This window comes from Rhodococcus sp. 24CO, assembly GCF_050586165.1.
Taxonomy (GTDB): Bacteria; Actinomycetota; Actinomycetes; order Mycobacteriales; family Mycobacteriaceae; genus Rhodococcus_F.
In genome coordinates this window covers 19,057-40,208 of the sequence record NZ_JAZFNF010000014.1, presented here as the reverse complement: position 1 = coordinate 40,208, position 21,152 = coordinate 19,057, and the positions used below count along the sequence as shown (strand labels likewise).

The following is a 21,152-nucleotide window of genomic DNA, read 5'->3' as shown; positions in this document are numbered from 1 at the left end:
CAAGCGTCAAAACAGGGTGTCTTGGCCTTTGCCGGGATCGGTCTTTGCGCGAAATAGCGCCTTCTCGTCGTACCCGAACCGAAGCGCATTGCGGATAGCAACAGAGCGGTCATAGCGGGGCCGGCCACTGCCGTCGAGCAGTCGGTGTCCCGAGAGACGGCCGAGCGCAATTGCAAAACGCACGTTCTCCGAATAGGTCGACTTCACCAGATGTTCCGACCCAACGCGCACACATAGAGGTTCGTTGCATTTGTGTTCACAGACGACTCCGTCATCCAGAATCCCATGCACCATTTCAACAGAGAACCGGTGAGCGAGGACGGTACGTTGTCGGTTGTTGCGTTGGTAATTGAAGCGACCGTATCCGTCAGGAGCACTAATGGCTCCCGTCCAAAACCAGCATGTCGGTGTCTTCACGACCTTCGACCAGAACAGCGCAATGTGTGTCGCGGTCGGCGTCAAGGTTGCGTCGACAAACCGATGCTTCCGCGCCGAAGCAGGTTGATCTTCGACGGGGTTGTGGTCGGAGGGTGTCTCCTCCGGCCACAACCCCGGCTCAGAATTTTCGGTCACCGCGCAGTCTCTCGTATGAGTGCGATGCGGGTCAGGCCGACTGCTGCATGGTGTCGTCGGCAGCCTTGGTCGCCACTACTTTGTCCTCATCGGGTGCGGCCGTTGTCGGTGAGCTCAGGGGCGAAGTCACCGAAATACCGGCCTTCTCCAAGTCTGCTTTGGACGTCTCGATCAAGTTCTTGGCTTCCCGCACCGAGACCCCCAGAACAGTGGACAAGTCAGCGGGGGAGCCACCGAGCGAGAACTGCACGATCGCTTCCGCGTACTCGATCGAGAGGTCGTTCTCGGCCGAATGTTGTTCCGATTGCAGCGACTCGATCTTCGCTTTCGTGTCAACTTTGATCTGCTCGATCTTGGCGGCCGTGTCTTCTTTCAGCTTTTCGATCTTCTTCTCCAGTCCGTCGGTAAGCGATTTGATCTTTCGTTCGCTAGCCGTCGACACGGAGGCTTGGGCATGGTCGAGAACGGACAACTTCTCCGAGACTGCGTAGAGAGGTTCAGCGAGTTTCTCGATCATGTTCTGGTGATCGAGCGCCTTCTTCCGGGCGGCTTTGATGTTCTCGTCGACGTTGGCAACAGTGCGCAGTCGACGGGATGCTGACGAGGACTTTTCCGATGAGGTGACCATGACGGGAAGTCTATCGGCACGGACGGGCGCGGGGAGGGTCGGCGCGCTGCGCGGAAAAGAACATGATGCGAACCGACGGCACTCACGTCGAAGCGCGAAAATTTCGCATGAGCTCAACCCTTCATCACCACCACATACCTAACACTCGCCACCGGCGACAGAAACCGAGTCCTACGGACTCGGAAACATCAGAATCCTACGGATTCCAAAACACCCTTGACCTTCGGTCAAGGCCAAAATCTCTACACACCTCTTGCACCAGAGGTGCGACCTGGCATAATCGTCACCATGATGACCATCCACAAGCTCTCAGCTGGGGATGGCTACACCTATTTGACGAAGCATGTCGCCACCGGTGACGCGACCGAGTCGAAAAAGAAAGATGCGATCGATTACTACAACGCCAAGGGCACACCACCCGGCCGTTGGTTCGGGAAAGCGACGACTCGCGCCGGAGTCGCAGTCGGCGACGAAGTCACCGAAAACGCGATGCGCTCCGCATTCGGTGCCGCACGGAAACCGAACGCTTTCGACACCATGCCGTCGATCACCGCACCGCAGGCTGATCGTTTGGAATGGTCGGAATCGACCGCGCTCGGTTCGGCTTTCAGCTCGTTCACCGAGTCGCAGGAGTACGTGCACGAGGTCGAAGAACGCTGCAGCGACTACAAGCGCGCTCACGGCGAATACCCGGATACCGCCGCGAAGGACCTGATCAAGCACGACCTCGCGGTGAAGCATCTAACGAAAGCTCAGGCTCCGAAGTCCGACCTGATCAGCGAACAAGAGGTAATGAAATTCATTACCGATAGCTACAACAAGATGCGTCAGCCCGTCGCCGGGTACGACTTGGTGTTCACCCCCGCCAAGTCGATTTCGTTGCTGTGGGGACTCGGCGATCCCCGCGTGAAAGAGGCAATCGAAGACGCCCACAAGCAGGCCGTCGACGAGGCACTTGGCTGGATCGAAGACGAGGTGACCTACACCCGACGCGGCAAGGCTGGCGCACGGGTGGTCAAAGCGGAAGGACTGCTTGCGGCCCGTTTTGATCACTGGGACAACCGCGTCGGTGATCCCAATCTGCACACACACTGCGCAGTCTTGAACCGCGTGTACGCGGAGGAAAAGTGGACGACGATCGACGGACGCATGTTCTACCGTTCGGCCGTTGCAGCGTCCGAGCGGTACAACACCCGCGTCGCGGATCTGGTGGCTCGCAAGCTCGGTGTCACCTTCGCTCCCCGCGCCGATACACCGCTGGGAAAGCAACCGGTATACGAGGTCGAAGGCATCCCGATCACGTTGATCGAAGAGTTTTCCCGCCGTCAGGCAATCGTCGACAGGCAGGCAGAACTCGCCAATGAGTACCTGGAGCGGCACGGCAAGAACCCGCCGAAGAAGGTCCAGTACGCACAGGCGCAGCAAGCAACTCTCGACACGCGCAACGCAAAAAATCCGCCACGCAGCATGGCGGAACTTCGCGCCGAATGGGACGAACGAGCACGCGCAATCGTCGTTGATGTCTCACCCACCGAGCTGGTCGACCTCGCACAAACCGGCCACGACAAGCGGCCTCCCTTCAGCCCGGCCGATCTCCCGGAACTGATCCGCACAGTCGAAGACGACCTGTCCCGCAAAGTCGGAACCTGGACGGTATACAGCCTCACCGCCGAGGTGCAACGCCAAGCACGGGCGTTCAGTTTCGCCGATGACCTGGACCTCGACGTCTACGTGAAAGCTGCGGTCGAGACGTTGGTGAAAAACCATTGCATCCCCGTTTTCACCGAGATTTACGTTGCGCCGGACAAACTGTCCGAACGCGTCGAAGGCGGGCTGGTCCGGTTGCACACCGTCGACCGCACGACCATGCGATACACCTCCGAATCCGTCCTCGCGGCCGAGAAGTACATGCGGAACAAGGCCGACGCCGCGAGCGACCTCACCGTTCCGGATCGCGTCATCCGCCGCCAGATCCGCCGGATCGAAAAGCTGACCCGCAAGGAAATTGGCGTCAAGGACTTCGCCCTCGGAAACGATCAGATCGCCATGATCGAACACTTCCTGACCGCGAAGACAAAGGTCGCCGTCGCTGTCGGCGCAGCAGGCGCCGGCAAGACGACCGCCGCGAAAGTCGTTGCCCGAGCCTGGGAACAAACCAACGGCAAAGTCATCGCACTCGGACCATCCGCCAAAGCGGCCGACGTCCTCGGCGCCGAGATCGACGTCGAAGGCCGCACCATTGCCGACATCCTCACCCGCGATCAACACGGCCTGGCCACCGGCATCGAGAAGGGCGATCTGCTCCTTGTCGACGAAGCCGGAATGGCATCCGCCCGTAACCTCGCCGACCTCACCCGCATCGCCACCCAGGCCGGTGCCGTGGTCCGACTTCTCGGTGACCCGCTGCAGTTGGCATCCGTCGAATCCGGCGGTGTTCTGCGCGATCTGGCCGAACGCACCGATGCACCGTTCCTGTCGAAGATCCACCGATTCAAGACCGTCGGCGAAGCAGCAGCCAGCTTGCAGCTGCGCGACGGCGACGAGTCCGCACTCGCCTGGTACCAGGAAGAAGACCGCATCAGCGAAGCGATGAAGCATGAGCTTCCGGACAAGGTGTTCGCCGCCTACGTCGCCGACGTCGAGGAAGAAAAGATCACCTTGATGGTCGCACCCACCAACGACCTGGTGCGTGAACTGAACCTCAAAGCCACCGCCTACTACCGCGACAAGGGCACCGTGACCGGCGACGGAATCCTGCTCGCCGACGGGCTCGAAGGATCGCTCGGCGACGTCGTGGTCACCCGCAAGAACAACAGCAAATACGTCGTCAAGGACGAGCAAGGCAAGCGCACCGGCCGCGTCAACAACGGCGACCTGTGGACGATCGTCGAAGTCGGTGTCGACGGGTCTTTGCGCCTGGAGAACAACGTCAGCGGCGGCCGCGTCGTCGTCGCGGCGGACTACGTCGCCGACAACGTCCAACTCGGCTACGCCGCTACCGTGCACCGAAGCCAAGGCATGACAGTCGGCGCCTGCCACGTCCTGACCGACTCCGGCATGGACCGCCAAGGTTTCTACGTCGCCATGACCCGAGGCAAGCAGAAGAACATCGCCTACGCCGCCTCCGACGAGCTTCCGGACTGGGACTTCGAACACCGCCCCGACGAGCATCCGGGCGCACTCGGCGTGATCACCGGCATCATGAAGCGCGACGGATCACAGCGCACCGCCCACCAGATGATGGAAGAAGCACAGGCACATGCGGAGTCCTTCGAGGCGATCAAGCAGTCCTACCTCTCCGCTGTCGGCGCCCTCTACGAAGAGCACACCGCAGCCCTGCTGAACCAGATCCTGCCCGACCGACAGTTCACCTGGGTCCACACATTCGGCGGCTGGGACTCCATCGTCGAAACCGTCGCCCTGGCCGAAACCTTCGGTTGGGACACCCACCGACTCCTCGCCGACGCAGCCAATGTCATGCGCGAACGCGGTAAGGCCGGGCAGATCGACGAGCACGACAACGCTCCCGGCAAGATCATGGCCGCCGCGCTCGACTCGGCTATCAAGGCCGAAGCGCTACCGCGTCGCCGGACGGACGACATCGCCCGATACCGAGTGCCGGCGCTCACCGACGCCGTCGCCGGACAGGACGCAATCCTCACCGCGTACGCCCGAGCGAATATCGAGCAGATGCACGCCTTCGTCGATACCTATGTCGAGAAGGCAATCGAAGAACGTGCGCCGTGGATCGTCGCACTCGGAGACCCCGGGAACGACCCCCGTAAGCAAGCGTTGCTGCACACCACTGCCACCGAAGTTGGTGTCTGCCGCGTCCTGAACGACGTCGCCGACGACGTCGCCGATCCCTATCTCCACCTCACCGAGGTTCGCGCCGAGATCGTGCAGAAACAGGTCGAACAGATCAAGTCGAAGCCCGCTGCTGCAAGCGTGTACGCGTCGTATACCGGCGAAGACCTCGCGGCCGCCGCCGCATCAGCTAAGCGCCGGATCTCCGATACCCGTCAGATGCTCGGTCAGGCGAAACGAGAGCTCGCCCGCGCCACCGACGAATCCTCACTCGGTGTCGTGAACTCAGTCGTCGCCGAAGTCGAAGCCGACGCCCGCAAGATCCTCGACGTCCGCCGAACCCGCGACGCCTATGAGCGAATTCAGCGCGATCCCGCCGCCACCGCCGACCAGCGCGAGCAGGCACGCGCGGCGATGCGCGACGCCGAAGCTACGGCGCCGGCTGAACAACGCTGGGGATCAATCGAAATCTCCGCAGCTGCGAACCGCGCCAACCACGGACGCCGAGAACGTGCCGCCCGGACCGACGACCGCGTGATCGGGCAACTGAACACCCGCATCGCGCGTCTGGAAAAGGCGCTCGATTCGGATCGTCAACGACTCGGTCTCATGGAGACGGAAAAGGCTTTCCGCGCCACCGACCCTGCTACACGACCGACCGGTCAAAACCCGCGAACTGCGGACAACGACCTCCGACCAGAACAAGCTTCACCACCCACGATCGACCACGACCACGACCACGAGCACGACCACGGGCCGGAACTGTAAGACCGGACCCGAACACCGAATCCTCGCAACCACCAGCGAGGGGGGAACGAGGAGGAGAGCATCATGGCCGAAGGCAAATTCAAGGACCGATTCCGTGGTCTGGCAGCCGCCGAAACCCCAGAGGTGGACCCCGATCGCGCATTTGCGGCCCGCGCCGCCGACGGCTTGATTCGGGCCGCCTCCAACAAGGTCAGTGACGTGGTTTCCGAGCTTGAACTCGTTGACGCCCCATGGATCTTGCAACCGAGCGTCGATTCGATGCGTTCTCGGCTCGTCCAGGGAACGGTGCGCGACGAGTCCGCTTCGCTAGCCAACCGAGTTCAGCACGTCGCAAAAGAACGAGGCATGGAGGTCAGCTTCGAGGACGCCCACGATGCCGTGGTCTATGTCCATTCCTCCAGGTATCTCGCCGAGGTAGGCAAAAACTCAAGCGACCTCGACTTGGGCTCGGCACGCTCACAGGCAGTCGTGAGGGATCTGCCACCCGCGGTCGACAATCGTGTCAATCGTGACTTCGATGTAGCCGACGATTCTTCAGAAAGCGGGGCAGACAGGTCACATGCACGCGCCTCTGGTGCCTATACCGACGCACCACGTGAGCCTGCCGAGAGTGGTGCTGAACCTGTCGGAGAACAGGCTCCCACGGTCGCCAAAGATCGCTTGAACACTGTCGCGGTCGATGACGGAGTCCGCATCGATCCACTCGCGGCTGCTGCGGCACCAGCGAAGAATCAGTCCAAGCGCAGGTCCGAGCTCACCGCGCCGAAGCCGGATCAACGCGTCCACGATCTAGCCGCGTGGCTGACCCAAACCGCGGAACGCCGCAACAGCGGACAGAAGGTCACAGCCGCCAAACCCATCAAAGAAGTGCTCGGACACTTCAAGAGCGCACCGATCGACCAGACCCGAATCCAGGTTCTCGCCGCCGCCGCCGCTGCCCGCCATCTCGAAGGCGAGCAATCAACCAACGCACAGCGACTCAACCAACTCGTCCAGGACAACGACGCCCGACTGAACGCAATACGCGACCACGAGCGCCGCAGCGCAGCTCTCGAACACAAAGCGAACGGATCCTCCCGCGAAGAGATCGACGCTTGGGATCAAGAACGGATCCAACGCGATGCATCCACCGATCGCCAGGTCTTCAACGCCGCCGCAGCCGTCGCCGCGGGGTACGTCGCAGCCCGAGGACTACCGGCCTACGATCAGCTCGCACAGCTGTCCGACTCCCAACTCGGACCTCTCCCCGAAGCGCCGACCCCGGAAACAGATCCGCAGACACCGACACAAGGTGGACCGTCCAATACCGAAAACGTCAAGGGCGTGCTCGACTCCGTCGGTGGCGGGCTTGCCCAAGCCGTTGGTCCGGTCGCCGGCGACGACGAAGTCGCCGCCAACCTCTCACCGATTAACCTCACGCAGGCCGCCGAGGAACTCGCGCAACTGGCGGCATCCATCGCCCCGGCCATGAAAGCGGCAATGGGCAGCCAACCTCGATCGATCAAAGAGCTACTGAACATCGAGCAGACTCCGGACGAGGAAAACGAAGTCGCGTTCGAGCAAGACCCAGCACGACGCCGTGAATCGGAACGCGAATCCGAATACGCGCTGTAGCGAGCAAAAAGCCGTATAGACAACATCGACGTCGTCCCGGATCCGGGACGGCGTCAGTCATTTCGTATGCGGCTAAGAAGGGAAGATCCTGCTACGCCAGTATCGATCCGCGATTGCCGGGAACTGTTGTCCTGATCCTATCGAGTATCGGCGGTAGACAACGTAATTCCGTCAGATACCTCGAGGAGTGAATGTTATTCGGTGAAGAGACGTACATCCGCTTCAGGAGTTTGGATTCGTCGTAGATATTTCTCTTCCAGGCTGAAATCTGTGATGAAGGCAACGAATTATCGTGGACGCCCAGTCCCATACACAGGCTATGTCATTGGTGCATACGAGATCGCAGTTTTTGCATTTGTTTGAAACATGTTGCGGGCCAATAGTTAGTCCATGACCTCACAATGCGACGGATGGATCCGCAACTACGTGGATGGCTCCTACGTCGAACCCGACGCGTCGTCGAGCTTCGATCAGGTGGACCCCGCAACCGGCCGTGTTCTTGCCAAGGTCCATGAGGCCGACCGGGCCCTGGTCGATCGGGCTGTGACCTCGGCCAGACGCGCTTTGGACAACGGTTGGGCGGATACGCCGGTCCGGGAGCGGACGGCGCTGCTGCGACGGGCCGCGGATCGGATCGAGGAGCGGTTCGAGGAATTTGTCGCCGCGGAGATGGCGGATACGGGCAAGCCGATCACGCAGGCGCGCGAACTCGACGTTGCTCGTGCCCTGACGAACTTCCGTACGTTTGCCGACATCGTCGCCGCAGCGGGGCAGGAATCGTTTGTCACGGATCTGGCCGGCGGCAAGCAGGCGCTGAACTACGCGATCCGCAAGCCGCTCGGTGTGGTTGCGGTTATCGTGCCGTGGAATTTGCCACTGCTTCTCCTGACCTGGAAGGTGGCGCCCGCGCTGGCATGCGGAAATTCCGTGGTGGTCAAGCCTTCCGAAGAGACGCCGGCGACGGCGTCGTTGCTGGCCGAGGTGCTCGAAGAAGTCGGCCTGCCTGCCGGCGTCTACAACGTCGTGCACGGTTTCGGTGCGAATTCTGCGGGCGAGTTCCTCACCACCCACCCCGGTATCGACGGTGTCACCTTCACCGGATCGTCGGCCACCGGCTCGCACGTGATGAAAACCGTTGCCCCGCGGGTGCGTCCGGTCTCGTTCGAGCTCGGCGGCAAGAACGCCGCGATCGTGTTCGACGACGTCGACATCGACGAAGCGTTGACGGGTCTGACCAAATCGGTGTTCACCAACACCGGCCAGGTCTGCCTGTGCACCGAACGGGTGTACGTGCACCGCAGCATTTTCGACGACATCGCCGGTGGACTTGTCGAGCGGGCAGCAGGATTGCGACTCGGTGACCCGACGCTCACTGCGACGACGACAGGCCCGCTCATCTCACAGGCGCACCGGAAGAAGGTTCTCGACTACTTCGAGATCGCCGAGCAAGAGGGCGCGAAAGTGCTTACCGGTGGCGGAATTCCGGATCTCGGGCAGCAGCTGGCCGGCGGATCGTGGATCGAGCCGACGCTGTGGACGGGATTGACCAACAAGAATCGCGCCGTGCGCGAGGAGATCTTCGGACCCGTCGCAGCACTCATCCCGTTCGATACCGAGGCAGAAGCGATCGCCTTGGCAAACGACACCGAGTACGGCTTGGCGGCCTCCGTGTGGACCAACGACCTGCGTCGCGGACACCGCGTCGCTCAGAAGATGAACGTCGGAATCTCCTGGGTCAACACGTGGTTCACCCGTGAACTGCGATCCCCCTTCGGCGGTATGGGCCTGTCCGGCATCGGACGTGAGGGTGGCGAGTCCTCGCTGCACTTCTACACCGAACCGACAAATGTGTGTGTGCAACTGTGAACATCGAAACCGCAGGAAGTTCCAGAGAAATGAGCGAGGCGTGATGACAGCCCCAGAAGACACCGTATCCGCGCTCGCGCGTCGCCTCGACGACGCTGCGCAGAGTCGCACCGACACCCCGAGTCTCGCCGACGATCACACCATCGACATCGACGACGCCTACCGGATTCAGAACGAAGTCATCGAACGACGCACTGCCCGTGGCGAATCGGTGGTGGGCATCAAGCTCGGCTTCACCAGCCAAGCGAAGATGGCGCAGATGGGTGTCTCCGAGGTGATCGTCGGGCAGTTGACCGACGCGATGGTGGTGACGGACGGCGGCGATCTGGACCTGTCGGCGTTCATCCACCCCAAGATCGAACCCGAAGTTGCGTACCGACTGTCGAAGGACGTCGATCTCGACGACCCGAGCATGGACATAGAATCCTGCGTCGACTCGGTTGCTCCGGCGATGGAGATCATCGATTCGCGCTACCGCGACTTCCGCTTCACCTACACCGACGTTGTCGCCGACAACACCAGTGCCGCCGGATATGTCATCGGCCCGTGGCAGCCGATGCGCAGTGCCGCGAACTTGGTGGTGCGCATGGAGGTAGGCGGCGAAACGGTTACCGGTTCCACGGCAGCAATCCTCGGAGATCCCGTGCACGCGTTGCACGCCTTGGTGGATATCGCCCGCCGTCGGCACATTCCGCTCCGGGCCGGCTACGTGATTCTGGCCGGCGCGGCGACTGCTGCCGTGCGACTCGACGAGGGAGTCGCACAGTGCAGCATCGACGGACTGGGTACCGTCTCGGTGAATGGTGTGCGGCGATGAGTGGGGCGCAGGTCATCGAGAAGCTGGCAAAGCCTCGCGGAAAGTTCCCGCACGTCAAGGTGGTCGGCGACTTCGTCTACGTCTCCGGCACCAGTTCACGCCGGCCCGACAACACGTTTGTGGGCGTCGAGGTCGACGAGATGGGCACCACGGCGCTCGACATTCGGGCGCAGACACGCGCAGTCATCGAGAACATCGCGGCGATCCTCGCCGAGGTGGGTGGTGAACTGCGTGATCTGGTTCAGGTCACGTCATACCTGGTGTCGATGAACGACTTCGGCGGATACAACGAGGTCTACGCCGAACTATTCGATGAAAACGGCCCGACGAGAACCACAGTGGCAGTTCACCAATTGCCGCACCCGCACTTGCTCATCGAGATATCCGGTGTGGCCTACGTGCCTGCCTCCAGACGGCTGTCAATCGAGAACACGGAGAACGCATCATGACCACCATTCCTCCCGTCATCGACTTCAAGAAATGGATCGACGACAACCGCCACCTTCTGCAGCCGCCCGTCAACAACCAGACGATGGCACTCGGAGACGACTTCATCGTGCAGGTTGTCGGCGGACCGAACCAGCGGACCGATTACCACCTCGACCCGTACGAGGAGTGGTTCTACCAGGTCGAGGGCGACATTCACGTCAACGTCATGACCGAAGACGGACCGGTGCGGGTCGACATCCGTGAGGGTGAAAGCTGGCTGCTACCGGGGAATCTGCCGCATTCACCGCAGCGTCCCACCGCAGGATCAATCGGCCTGGTGATCGAAAGGGTGCGGCAGGAAGGAACATTGGAGCACTTCCAGTGGTACTGCCTCGCGTGCAACCACAAGATTTACGAAGTCGAACTTCAGGTACGCGACATCGTGGCCGACCTTCCGCCCGTCTTCGTCACCTTCTACGAGAGTGAAGACGCCCGCACGTGTGACAATTGTGGCACGCTCCATCCCGGCAAGGGCTGAGCGATGAGCAACATGATCGACATTCACACCCACTACGTGCCCAACGGGTGGCCTGATCTCACCCCCGACGCCGGCCCGGACGCGCCGTGGCTGAAAGTGGAGTCGGAAACCGAAGCCATGATCATGATGGGCACCAAGGAGTTCCGACGGATCCAGTCCGACGCCTGGGACGCCGAGGTGCGCCTACGAGACATGGATGCCGACGGTATTCACACGCAGGTAGTCTCTCCGACTCCGGCATTCTTCAACTACGGCCGAAGCGGCGAGCAGGCCAGTCGTATCTCGCGAATCTTCAACGACCTCGCGCTCGAGATCGTCGAACCGGCAAAAGATCGCCTCATCCCGTTCTGCCAGGTTCCGTTGCAGGACACCGATGCCGCGTGCCGTGAACTCGAACGATGCATCGCCAACGGGCACCGGGGCGTTGAGATCGGCAATCACGTCGGCGATCTCGATCTCGACAGCGAAGGCGTCGTGACATTCCTGCAGCACTGCGCGTCACTGGATGTTCCGGTATTCGTGCACCCGTGGGACATGGCGTCCTCACCGCGCCTGGATCGGTGGATGGCGCAGTGGCTCACCGCCATGCCTGCGGAAACACATCTGTCGATACTCGCACTGATCCTCGGCGGCGTCTTCGACAAGATCGACGATCGACTCAAAATCGGATTTGCCCACGGCGGTGGCTCTTTCGCGTTCTGGCTCGGCCGGATGGAAAACGCTTGGCACGGCCGCAACGACATCATCGGTACATCGGAATTCCCGCCGTCACACTATCTGGGTAGGTTCTACGTGGATTCCGTCGTCTTCGACGAGCGCGCACTGCGACTACTGGTCGACACGGTGGGCGTAGACCGGGTGATGGTGGGAAGTGATTATCCGTATCCCCTCGGCGAGCGACCGGTAGGCGAGGTAGTGCGCAAGAGCGAGTTTCTGGACGAAACTGCGCGCCAACTGATCTCGCGAGGCAACGCCGAACGCTTCCTCGGATTGGTGAACTAGCGGTACGTTGCTGGCACGCTGAGATGATCGACCGGATTTGCGCTCCCACGATCATTGCAGCGTCGCAGTGTCATCTCATGCGCGACCGCGGTCAGAGAAGCGATGAAGGCTTGGGCCGTCGGAGTCGCGATTCGCGATGAGGTTCGAGTCGTTCCAACGTTGTGGCCGATCCTTCCGAGTGAAATCGGGAGGGACGTCAATCGTGCATCATCGCGTGCGAGAAGGTCCGGCAGCACAGCGATCATGTCGGTCTCGATTACCAATTGGCGAATGGTGAGGTACGAGGTGGTCTCTACCCGATTCTCGGGTAGGGCCAGCTTGTTGTCTGCGAAGAATTCCTCGAGTTCTGTACGTAGGGCGGTCTCGATACTCGGCAGTATCCACGGGTAGTCGACAGTATCGCTGAGATGTACATTTTCGCCCGCGGCAAGCGGATGATTGGCGCGGGCAATAAGTTGGACGGATTCGGTATAGAGCGTTTCGCGTATGAACGTATGGTCGGTCGGCGCGGTCAATCGGCCGACGATAATGTCAATCGCTCCTGCTTCGAGATCCGTGAGGAGTTGTTCGGGTGTGCCCTCACGCACGACGACCATCAGAAGTGGGTGGTGTGCTTTCAGGTGCGCGATCGCACCGGGTAGTAGCATGCTCGAACCGGCCAGATGACTGCCCACTACAACAGTTCCACGATCGGCATCTGCCAATTCGACTAGGTGCCGACCAGTCTCGGTCAATTGGGCGATTATCCCCCGTGAGTGGGTTGCGAAGGCCGTCCCGAAGACAGTGGGGGTGACTCCGCGTGGGCCTCGTTCGAATAGCGTGACCCCGAGAATTCTCTCGATATCGTGCAAGCTGCGTGTGGCGACAGGCTGACTGATGTGCAGTTCGGCGGCTGCTCCGATAACGGTTCCCCGCCGGGTGAGGGCATCGACTAACAATAGATGACGGATCTTCAGCCGGCCATCGAGAAGCTTGGGCATGTCCATTTCAATCCGTTTCCTTCTCCGCAACAGTCAGACCTGCGTTTCGATAGCGCTTTGACGATGAAGGGTGATCAGTATGTGACCGTTTCATCGATGAGTGGGGAGCGCATTTGGAACTAGTACGGCACGACCGGTGAGCTGTCCGCTACCCAACGCTTCGAGTGCTTCCGAGATTTCGGTCAGCGGAAACTCTTGAACGGGACTGACAAGTTCTCCCGCTATTATCATTTCGCTCATCAATGGAGCGAGTGCTGCTTGTTCCTTGGCACGCCGGATCATGTTGACCGGAAGGATCTTTACGTCTGACATCAAGAAATTCGGTAGATGCAGGGTGACGTTTGAGCCGTGGGTGTACCCCACCAGTGCCGCTCGTCCGCCCGGCGTAACTCGTTCGAGGAGACTGGGGAGATTGGGTCCCCCGACAGTGTCGATCAGCACATCGAATTTACGTAGTGAGTTCAATTGCGATGTAACTGCCTCGGCCGATCCCACGATCGGCTGGACTCCAGCTGGCAATCGCTGGGCCTTCGAGCCCGTCGAGACAATCCCAGTGACGTTGGCTGCACCGGCTCTCATCGCGAATTGGGATGCGATCGATCCGACCGCCCCTGCTGCGCCCGAAACGAGAACCCGTTCTCCGGGCGCGATCGCTGTGATGTCGTTGACAGCAACATATCCCGTCGTGCATGGTACCAAGAAAGTTGCAGCTACAGAGGGTTCTAGCCGGTCGTCGACCGCTGTCAGAGCTGAGTCGCCCACGACGGCATACTCCGCCCAGCAACCGTCTCGTTTCAATCCGATTCCGCCTCCCCGTATGAGAACTTTTGTTCCCATTGCGAATTCGTCCGACTCGAGCACCTCGCCCACGCCATCTGTGCCCCCGATGTGCGGCAGTGTGGGTATTACAGCGAATGTCCCACTGGCGATTGTCACGTCGAGGTGGCTGACGGCAGCCGCCTCGATCCGCACGAGTGATTCTCCTGTGCCGCGAGACGGTAGTGCAATCTCTTCGATTACAGGACTTTCTCCGAACCGGTGTAGCCGCGCTGCGCGCATGATGCCTTCCACGTGGATTGAACGGCAATCGCTCGCCGACAGTTCTTTCGCAAAATCCAGTGCGCCGGATCCAGATCGATTTCCGGAGATTTCGGATGAGATCGATCTGGATTCCGTACACGCTGAATCAGTGTGAATCTGAACGCAAATTACTGCACTGTGATCGCCACGTTGATATTTCCGCGAACAGCTTTGGAATAGGGGCACTTCTGGTGAGCCCCTTCGGCGATTTCTCGTGCTTGGTCCTCGTCAACGCCGGGGAGGTTGACGAGCAACTCCACCGACAACCCGAAGCCCTCACCCGAATCTGCGATGGTCACGCGACTGGTGACGGTGGGATCGACCAGTCGAACCTTGTGCACGCGTGCTACTGATGACAGTGCCGAAAGGAAGCAGCCGGCATATCCGGCTGCGAACAGTTGTTCAGGGTTGCTACCGCCGCCAGCCCCACCGATGCCTACCGGGATTCCTAGATTCAGGTCGATCAGTCCGTCATCCGAACTGACATGGCCGTTGCGGCCGTTTCCATCGGCGGTGGCCTCTGCGGTGTACTTGAGTTCGGTCATATCAGCTCTCTTTTCCGACTAGTGCGAGGAGTTCGTTTACAGCTTGTTGCGATGCGCGCGCGTAGGTTCCGCCTCGCGAAACAGGCGTGCCGGTGACTTTGGCGATGCTGAGTGCAGCTTCAACTTGTTTTACAGCGAGAAAGGTTGGATTGGCGATCAGTGCGCCCTCTACGTGCAGATCGACATCGCCAACGCTGAGTAGTGCGAACAGTCCACCAGCCGACATGACAACGTCAACGCGACTGTCGCGGATCATGGATTCAGCGGCGTCTACGAACATTGCTCGAATTTCACGATAGGCGGCCGGGTCGTCATAAGCGGCTACGGCCTGGTCCGGCGTTATCCGCATGTAACGAACATCGACGACACGACTTTCGAGACCATATCGACGGATCTGTTCATCGTGCCACGGCAGATAGACCGGGTCGATGGAGACTATTCCGACTCGCCCGCCAAGCATGCAAGCCTGGTGCATGCTTGCCTCGCCGTGCCCGACGACCGGGATATCAACGGCTGTTCGGGCTTCGAATAGGCATGCATCTTGGAAATGGCCGACCAGGACGGCATCGAATCCTTCACGCTCAGCCTCGATGATTCCTACGACAGACTGCACACCGCAACGTAACTCGCTCAGCCGGCCGAGTTGGGTATCGGCCGGACTGATTCCGCGTACCTCGAAAGTTATTCCAGGTGAGGAAATATCATCCAGATAACTCGCGAGACGGCGCAGGTATGGCTGGTGCAGTGCGGGATCGGTGAAGCTTTGATAAAGGATCCGCGCAGCAGGTGGATTTTCGTTTGATTGCATCGATTGTTCACTTTCATGTCGACGGCGAGGGCGGCTATGTCGAACGTCTTTTGGTTTCCTTGGATTGCTCGCTGTGTCAATTATGTTTTGCAGCAACAATGTTCGTCGTCTCAGTGTAGATATCGAGTGCCTGCCGCCAGGTCACTTGGCGGGGACCCTGCATCCTGATTTGTTGACTACTGGATCGAGGATGATCGAACCAAGAATTGAGCCACGCGATCTCTGTATCCATCTGCTCTGCGATGCGATGCCCGCGTGTCAAATCTGCGGTCCACACGGTTGCTGCAAGGCCACCGCCTGTACGGTTGGCGCGTTCGATCACTTCGTCATCGCTGTCGAAGGGAAGGATCGTCGCAGAGGGCCCAAGGATCGGTTCCCGCATAGTCTGGACTGATTCTTTCGGTAATGCCCACAGGGTCGGTTCGAGCCAAAACCCGTCGGAAAATTCTCGCGGGACTGCGGTGCCTTTCCTGCTTGTCAGTCGGATGGCGCCGCTGCGTTCTGCCCGCACATAATTTTGCAGAACCCTGTCTTGGTGCGCACGGGAAATAGCTGGACCGAAGTCGGAGTTGGTCGATGTAGGTGACCCCGGCGTGAGTTGGTGTGCCCGAGCAACGAGCAATTCGCACATCTCATCGTAAATTGGCCGTTCGACGAAAACTGTTCCGATGCAGAGATCGAGTTGGCCGGTGTTGAAGAAGACGGATCGAGCGATTCTCTCGGCTGTGCTTTCGAGATCGACGTCGGAAAACACGATGGCAGGGTTGTCGCCTCCCGCCCCAGAAGAAAATCGGTCTGAGCGATTATTCGTCTTTTTGCTGGTACCAGCGGAGAACAGTGTTCCGTCAAGTTTCGGATGGGCACTGAGAAGTTCGGCCGCCGAACCCAGCCCGAAGCCATGGACGACATTGAAGACACCCGGCGGAACGCCGGCAGATTCGACTATCTCGGCCATGACCGTGGCTGTTCCCGGCGTTTCCTCGGAGGGCTTTGCAACCACCGCATTTCCTGCCGCGAGTGCCGGTGCAAGCCTCCAAACCAGCGACAGCAAAGGCAAGCTCCAGGGGATGTCCATGCCGATTACGCCGAGCGGTCTGCGGACAGAATAGTTCGGAGCATGAATTCGATCCACGCCGCCAGAGATCGACGATGTAGCACGCTCGGATAAAAGTGCATCCGCGCAGTCCCGGAAATGGTTTGCGGCCGTGACGATGTCGAAATCCCTGATTCGCGTCTCGGGCTGGCCGGTGTCTGCGACTTCGGCGTCGACGAGGTCGTCCGAACGGCATTCGATCTCGTCGGCGACGCTTCGCATCACGGCGCATCGATCGTCGATAGGCATCGTGTGCCAACTCGCGTTGAGGGACTCGCGCGCAGAGTCGACAGCCAGGTCAACGACCATCGCATCCGCCTCGTGAACCCAGGCGACAGGACGCCCGGTGGCTGGATCAATGGCAGCGAATGCGCCCTTGCCGTCCACGAACTTACCGTTGATGTAGTTCTTGTACTCGCGCACGTGGTTATCCCCTGCAGATGTCGAGTTTGAAATTCTGTGTTCCCGAACCTGGATATGAGTTCAACGAGAGATCAGGTTGCGTGTGCGGTACGAGAGGCGGCTTCGCGGTCCCAGTCGGCCGCCGTGGCACCGAACTCACGCAGAGAGGTCTTGCTGACCTTGCCGTTGGCAGTCATCGGGAGGGAGTGGTGGACAGAAATGAATCTGGGAATTGCAAAGTAGGCTAACCGCGGTTTGCAGAACGTAGCGACTTCATCGAAATCCAGCGCGGTACCGGGTTTGACGACTACAGCCGCCATTACTTCGTCTTCGCCCAGCTCCGATTCGACGGCGAATACTGCTGCATCGTCGATATCTGGATGCAACCGTAGGGTCTGCTCCACCTCGACGGAGGAAATGTTCTCTCCGCGGCGACGAATCACATCCTTGATCCGGTCTACGAAACGCACCCAGCCGTCGTAGTCGATTGCCACTCGATCTCCTGTGTGGAACCACAGGTCGTTCCACGCTTGCACAGTGGCTTCCGGCATTCTGAAATAACCCGAGGCGAATGCGAAGGGTTGTTCACTGCGCAGCAACAACTCGCCGGGTTCGCCTGGCTCGACGTCAATTCCGTGTTCGTCGACGACTCTGGCAATAAACCCGGGCTGGATCCGGCCCATATACCCGGGACGTTGTTCCTGTCGGGTTGCAGCCATGATCGAGTTGGTTTCCGTGGACCCGTAACCGTCGATGAGCGTGACACCGAAACGTTCACGGAACGGATCGACCAATCGTGCGGGAGTCGCGGGCGAGAGTGCTGCACGTACGCGGTGGGCGCGATCGGACGGACCTGCGGGTTTGCTGTCGAGGATGCTGACCATCGCACCCAACAGATAGGTGAAGGTGGCTCCGCTGCGCGCGACGTCGTCCCAGAACCGTGATGCCGAGAATCGCGGCCCCACGACGTAAGACGCTCCGGCAACCAGTGCCTGACTGAACGCGTTGAGTGCGTTGGTGTGAAAAAGTGGGAGGCACGTATAAAGGACGTCGTCAGCGCTGATTTCCAGCTGTTCGGTCACATTTCGGCCCCACCAGTAGAACTGTCCGTGGGGACACACCACGCCCTTGGATACCCCGGTGGTGCCCGACGTATACAGAATGACCGCAGGCTCGCCGGGAGCTATTTCTACCGGCGTCGCGCGTTCTGTCAGTACGGGCTCGGGCATAGGTATCGTCCGCCACGGAAGGTCTGTTCGCTCGCTGTCCGCATCGATGAGCCAGACATCCGTGAGGTCATCCAAAGGCGGAATTGCCTGAACATGTTCAAGGAGAGTGGATTCGATGATCAGTAGGCTCGATTGAGAGTTACCGAGAATCTGATGAAGTTGCGCGCCACGGGCCGCAGTATTGATCGGCACCGCTATCGCGCCTATCCATCCGCAACCAAGTATGAAGTCCAGCAGCTCCGTCCGATTGTTCGACATCACGGCAACCCGATCACCCCGTTGTATGCCGTTGACGGAGAGCATATGTCCGACGCTCGACACAGCGTTCTGCATCTCTTCGGCGGTGCGATGTGTTTCGCCGCACGAGAGTAACGGTGCGTCCGGTGTCATTTGCGCACGCAACCGAAGCATCCCAGGCAGGGTCATTTCGGTCGGAGAGACATCATCGGGAAAACGTCGAGCGCTGTTCACTGGTCATCCTTTCCTGGTGAGCCGCGATCGGGAGCGGGAACGAAAGCGATCGGGCCGGTGTTGTCGGTGCTGTCGTCGGTGAGAGCGACCACGTCCCCGACTGCGACATCTGTGGGATGAAGGCGGGCGATGATTCGGAGATCCTTCTCGCATGCGACGGTGGCAATGGTGATGCCGTCGGCGGTGTGGGTAACCACTTCGACTGTCCCGGAATTGAGCTCGGTGTCGGCAAACTCCGATGATCCACAGTTCGGGCACAACAGCCGATAGGGGAATAGGTACCCGCTGCAGTGAAAGCAGCGTTGAACTGTGATACTCATACGGCCTCCAGGACTGCGACGTTGGCACACGAGCCATGGCGATAGAGCACCATGCCGTATCCGCTGACAACTCCGATCCTCGCGTCGACCTGTCGGCCGACCGCTTGGCCGTGGAGTTGACGCGCAACCTCGACGAGTCCGTGCATTCCGCCGGCAGACCCCGCCTGGCCGGCTGACAGTTGACCGCCGGATGTGTTGACGGGCAAGGCGTGCGTAGCTATCTTATCTGCGATAAATGAGGACATGTCTCGACCAGGATTCACGAAACCCATGTCTGCGAGTTGCGCAACGACCATCGACGGATAGTCGTCGTACACGCTGACGACGTCCACGTCTTCCGGTTCTACAGAGGCAAGTTCCCAGGCGCGAGGCGATACGTCGGCAAGTCCGGTCACCAATCCGTCGTCGCGCTGGTCGTCAGTGTTGTACGAAGCTGTGACAGCGAGAATGCGAGCCCGTGGGCCGCTTGTTCCGCGCTCGTCGGCAGTGACGATGACGGCGTCTGCCCCTGTCACCGGTGGAACGCAGTCGTAACGTCCGAGTGGGGACGCCACCATCGGCGCAGCAAGATAGTCGTCGAGAGTGAGGATATTTCGGTAGACAGCTCCCGGATTCATACTCGCCCAACGCCGTTGAGAGGTTACAATCTGGCCGTAGTCCGATCGTTCGAGGTCCAGCGCTTGCATCTGGCGTGTCGTCTGCATCGCGAACAGCGCATTGGGCCCGGACATCGGGAGCGGCGCCAGATGATCTTCGGTGGCACTGTTGTAGTGAGCTACAAGGTGGGTAAACGCGTCCCTGTCCATCACATCCCCGGCTGCGAGCACGATCACCGATGCGTCACCTGCTTCGATGGCGCGAACGGCATGCTGCAGCATTCCTCCGGCGCTGGCACCCCCGTTGGTGTCTTGCATGAGCCAGGTCAGTCGCATCCCGAGACGCCATGCGAGATCGATCGCATGATCGGGTCCGAGTGTGAAACTGGAAACTCCGAACCCATCGACGTCATGGATACTCAAGTTTGCGTTTGCCAGCGCTCGAGCGACGGCATCGGCGATGATGGATGAGGTACTTGTTCCGGGCACCGGATACCGAGTATACGGAGACTCTCCGGTCCCAACTATGGATGCTGAACTGCTCAATGTACTTCCTTCACTCAGATTCTCAGTTCGGAGGGAACCAGGTTCACAGCGGCTGGAAGAGGTTGTCGGCGCTGAACGACTGCTTGATGATTCCGACTTCGACCATCAGATCGATGACCGACTGAACATCGTCCGCGTTCCATTCCGTGACGAACTGAGGCAAATTCATGTTGCGGGCTGTTTCCGCGTCCATGTCGGTGTATGTCGGCATAATCTGTGAGGCGACACCGTGAGGATCAACTTCGATAACCTCTACGGCCTGGGCCAGTGCCGTACGGAAACCGCGAATGGCGTCAGGATTACTGTCGATCGTTTTCGTGGATGTAGCAAAAACTCCCTGCGGGCCATTCTGATAGCCGATGGCGCGGAGATCGAGTGTCTTGACCGCTGAACTGAGTGTGGGCTCGGTGATGAATGCGGCATCGACATCGCCGGCTTTCAGCGCCGTTGCCATGTTGGCCTGTGGAAGTTCGACGAAGTTGACCTTCGTGTAATCCAAGTTCTCGTCTTTCAGCACTCCACGGAAGTAGATGTCACCCACCGACCCGAGCGATGGAGTGGCAACCTTCTTGCCTATCAGATCGGCAGGTGTTTTGACGGCGGACCCTTCCGGGACGTAGATCCCTGCCTTGTACTCGTCAGTTCCGTCAATACCCATGGCGGCGATAGCAACTGGGAGTTTCGAATCGACAGCCTTGATCAGCGACGGATATGAGACCAGGGCGAGATCGGTACTGCCGGAGATCAACGCATTGATCGTCGTTGCACCGTTCGCTGCCGGCGCCAGCTCGATCTCGAGACCGTTGTCTGCGAAGAACCCATTCTCGAGGGCAACGTAGACCGGCAATGAATCGCCGACCGGAGGAATGGACAGAGTCATGCGCGTGACGCCGTCGGCGGACGGTGCGGCTGCATCGCTGTCACTGCCGCCGCACGCGGCCACGGTGAAAGCCAATGCGAGACCTGCGCCGATGGCGCAGAATCGTGTGAATCGCGTATTCATGTGATCTCCTAGTGCGAAAATGGAACATGAGAAGCCG

At 60.0% G+C, this 21,152-nt stretch carries 19 protein-coding genes; 8 read left to right on the top strand and 11 right to left on the bottom strand.

Going from position 1 to position 21,152, the window contains the following annotated elements; translation table 11 throughout:
* Positions 1-6 precede the first annotated feature (6 nt).
* On the bottom strand, positions 7-417 hold the full coding sequence (locus V2B23_RS27570) for an HNH endonuclease (protein WP_430953213.1): 411 nt from the start codon (positions 415-417) through the stop codon (positions 7-9).
* Between V2B23_RS27570 and V2B23_RS27565 the strand changes: the two genes are divergently transcribed.
* Entirely contained in the window at positions 380-505 is a 126-nt protein-coding gene (locus V2B23_RS27565; protein WP_430953214.1) for a hypothetical protein, read from the top strand. The two genes, V2B23_RS27570 and V2B23_RS27565, sit on opposite strands and share 38 nt — an antisense overlap.
* Before the next feature lie 99 nt (positions 506-604).
* On the opposite strand, the gene V2B23_RS27560 is transcribed toward V2B23_RS27565, so the two are convergent.
* Positions 605-1,201 carry a hypothetical protein gene (locus tag V2B23_RS27560; RefSeq protein ID WP_430953184.1) on the bottom strand — a complete coding sequence of 199 codons (597 nt, stop codon included), beginning with the start codon at positions 1,199-1,201 and terminating at the stop codon, positions 605-607.
* 288 nt (positions 1,202-1,489) lie between these two features.
* Here V2B23_RS27560 and mobF point away from each other — a divergent pair, with 288 nt between their 5' ends.
* The 7 genes from mobF (at position 1,490) to V2B23_RS27525 (ending at position 12,042) form a co-directional block, all read left to right on the top strand.
* Positions 1,490-5,776, top strand: coding sequence for a MobF family relaxase (gene mobF, locus V2B23_RS27555; RefSeq protein WP_430953183.1), 4,287 nt, complete (start codon positions 1,490-1,492; stop codon positions 5,774-5,776).
* 63 nt (positions 5,777-5,839) lie between these two features.
* Positions 5,840-7,390: a hypothetical protein gene (locus V2B23_RS27550; RefSeq protein ID WP_430953182.1), complete on the top strand. Its 1,551-nt coding sequence runs from the start codon at positions 5,840-5,842 to the stop codon at positions 7,388-7,390.
* A gap of 390 nt (positions 7,391-7,780) precedes the next feature.
* The gene (locus V2B23_RS27545) at positions 7,781-9,256 is read left to right on the top strand and encodes a 2-hydroxymuconic semialdehyde dehydrogenase (protein WP_430953181.1); all 1,476 of its coding nucleotides are present in this window, start codon (positions 7,781-7,783) and stop codon (positions 9,254-9,256) included.
* Between the two features lie 43 nt (positions 9,257-9,299).
* Positions 9,300-10,073: a 2-keto-4-pentenoate hydratase gene (locus V2B23_RS27540; RefSeq protein WP_430953180.1), complete on the top strand. Its 774-nt coding sequence runs from the start codon at positions 9,300-9,302 to the stop codon at positions 10,071-10,073.
* Entirely contained in the window at positions 10,070-10,522 is a 453-nt protein-coding gene (locus V2B23_RS27535; RefSeq protein WP_430953179.1) for a RidA family protein, read from the top strand. Before V2B23_RS27540 ends, V2B23_RS27535 begins: the two co-directional genes overlap by 4 nt.
* A complete protein-coding gene (locus V2B23_RS27530; protein ID WP_430950166.1) occupies positions 10,519-11,040 on the top strand; it encodes a 3-hydroxyanthranilate 3,4-dioxygenase in 522 nt (173 codons plus the stop codon). Before V2B23_RS27535 ends, V2B23_RS27530 begins: the two co-directional genes overlap by 4 nt.
* Before the next feature lie 3 nt (positions 11,041-11,043).
* Positions 11,044-12,042 carry an amidohydrolase family protein gene (locus tag V2B23_RS27525; protein WP_430953178.1) on the top strand — a complete coding sequence of 333 codons (999 nt, stop codon included), beginning with the start codon at positions 11,044-11,046 and terminating at the stop codon, positions 12,040-12,042.
* Here the strand turns inward: V2B23_RS27525 and V2B23_RS27520 are convergent.
* The 9 genes from V2B23_RS27520 to V2B23_RS27480 all read right to left on the bottom strand — a co-directional run bounded on the left by V2B23_RS27520 (position 12,039) and on the right by V2B23_RS27480 (position 21,115).
* A complete protein-coding gene (locus V2B23_RS27520; protein ID WP_430953177.1) occupies positions 12,039-13,028 on the bottom strand; it encodes a LysR substrate-binding domain-containing protein in 990 nt (329 codons plus the stop codon). The genes V2B23_RS27525 and V2B23_RS27520 overlap by 4 nt on opposite strands.
* Positions 13,029-13,112: 84 nt before the next feature.
* Positions 13,113-14,081 (bottom strand): quinone oxidoreductase family protein, encoded by a 969-nt coding sequence (locus V2B23_RS27515; protein ID WP_430953176.1) that lies wholly within the window; start codon positions 14,079-14,081, stop codon positions 13,113-13,115.
* A 149-nt stretch (positions 14,082-14,230) separates the two neighbouring features.
* Positions 14,231-14,647, bottom strand: coding sequence for an organic hydroperoxide resistance protein (locus V2B23_RS27510; protein ID WP_020909792.1), 417 nt, complete (start codon positions 14,645-14,647; stop codon positions 14,231-14,233).
* A 1-nt stretch (position 14,648) separates the two neighbouring features.
* Complete coding sequence (locus V2B23_RS27505) at positions 14,649-15,455, bottom strand: aspartate/glutamate racemase family protein (RefSeq protein ID WP_430953175.1); 807 nt, start codon at positions 15,453-15,455, stop codon at positions 14,649-14,651.
* Positions 15,456-15,531: 76 nt separating this feature from the next.
* Positions 15,532-16,935, bottom strand: a complete 1,404-nt coding sequence (locus tag V2B23_RS27500; protein ID WP_430953212.1) for an aldehyde dehydrogenase family protein — start codon at positions 16,933-16,935, stop codon at positions 15,532-15,534.
* Positions 16,936-17,042: 107 nt separating this feature from the next.
* On the bottom strand, positions 17,043-18,650 hold the full coding sequence (locus V2B23_RS27495) for an ATP-dependent acyl-CoA ligase (RefSeq protein ID WP_430953174.1): 1,608 nt from the start codon (positions 18,648-18,650) through the stop codon (positions 17,043-17,045).
* Positions 18,647-18,970: a hypothetical protein gene (locus V2B23_RS27490; protein ID WP_430953173.1), complete on the bottom strand. Its 324-nt coding sequence runs from the start codon at positions 18,968-18,970 to the stop codon at positions 18,647-18,649. The genes V2B23_RS27495 and V2B23_RS27490 overlap by 4 nt, the downstream gene beginning before the upstream one ends.
* On the bottom strand, positions 18,967-20,055 hold the full coding sequence (locus tag V2B23_RS27485; protein WP_430953172.1) for a thiolase family protein: 1,089 nt from the start codon (positions 20,053-20,055) through the stop codon (positions 18,967-18,969). The genes V2B23_RS27490 and V2B23_RS27485 overlap by 4 nt, the downstream gene beginning before the upstream one ends.
* A gap of 100 nt (positions 20,056-20,155) precedes the next feature.
* On the bottom strand, positions 20,156-21,115 hold the full coding sequence (locus V2B23_RS27480) for an ABC transporter substrate-binding protein (RefSeq protein ID WP_430953171.1): 960 nt from the start codon (positions 21,113-21,115) through the stop codon (positions 20,156-20,158).
* Positions 21,116-21,152 lie beyond the last annotated feature (37 nt).

What these genes read in the sequence shown, in the direction of transcription:
- V2B23_RS27525 (WP_430953178.1), top strand. Translation starts at nt 11,044, where the DNA reads ATGAGCAACATGATCGACATTCACACCCACTACGTGCCCAACGGGTGG.
- V2B23_RS27530 (WP_430950166.1), top strand. Translation starts at nt 10,519, where the DNA reads ATGACCACCATTCCTCCCGTCATCGACTTCAAGAAATGGATCGACGAC.
- V2B23_RS27510 (WP_020909792.1), bottom strand. Translation starts at nt 14,647, where the DNA reads ATGACCGAACTCAAGTACACCGCAGAGGCCACCGCCGATGGAAACGGC.
- V2B23_RS27505 (WP_430953175.1), bottom strand. Translation starts at nt 15,455, where the DNA reads ATGCAATCAAACGAAAATCCACCTGCTGCGCGGATCCTTTATCAAAGC.
- V2B23_RS27515 (WP_430953176.1), bottom strand. Translation starts at nt 14,081, where the DNA reads ATGCGCGCAGCGCGGCTACACCGGTTCGGAGAAAGTCCTGTAATCGAA.
- mobF (WP_430953183.1), top strand. Translation starts at nt 1,490, where the DNA reads ATGATGACCATCCACAAGCTCTCAGCTGGGGATGGCTACACCTATTTG.
- V2B23_RS27545 (WP_430953181.1), top strand. Translation starts at nt 7,781, where the DNA reads ATGACCTCACAATGCGACGGATGGATCCGCAACTACGTGGATGGCTCC.
- V2B23_RS27480 (WP_430953171.1), bottom strand. Translation starts at nt 21,115, where the DNA reads ATGAATACGCGATTCACACGATTCTGCGCCATCGGCGCAGGTCTCGCA.
- V2B23_RS27490 (WP_430953173.1), bottom strand. Translation starts at nt 18,970, where the DNA reads ATGAGTATCACAGTTCAACGCTGCTTTCACTGCAGCGGGTACCTATTC.
- V2B23_RS27565 (WP_430953214.1), top strand. Translation starts at nt 380, where the DNA reads ATGGCTCCCGTCCAAAACCAGCATGTCGGTGTCTTCACGACCTTCGAC.
- V2B23_RS27540 (WP_430953180.1), top strand. Translation starts at nt 9,300, where the DNA reads ATGACAGCCCCAGAAGACACCGTATCCGCGCTCGCGCGTCGCCTCGAC.
- V2B23_RS27520 (WP_430953177.1), bottom strand. Translation starts at nt 13,028, where the DNA reads ATGGACATGCCCAAGCTTCTCGATGGCCGGCTGAAGATCCGTCATCTA.
- V2B23_RS27560 (WP_430953184.1), bottom strand. Translation starts at nt 1,201, where the DNA reads ATGGTCACCTCATCGGAAAAGTCCTCGTCAGCATCCCGTCGACTGCGC.
- V2B23_RS27550 (WP_430953182.1), top strand. Translation starts at nt 5,840, where the DNA reads ATGGCCGAAGGCAAATTCAAGGACCGATTCCGTGGTCTGGCAGCCGCC.
- V2B23_RS27535 (WP_430953179.1), top strand. Translation starts at nt 10,070, where the DNA reads ATGAGTGGGGCGCAGGTCATCGAGAAGCTGGCAAAGCCTCGCGGAAAG.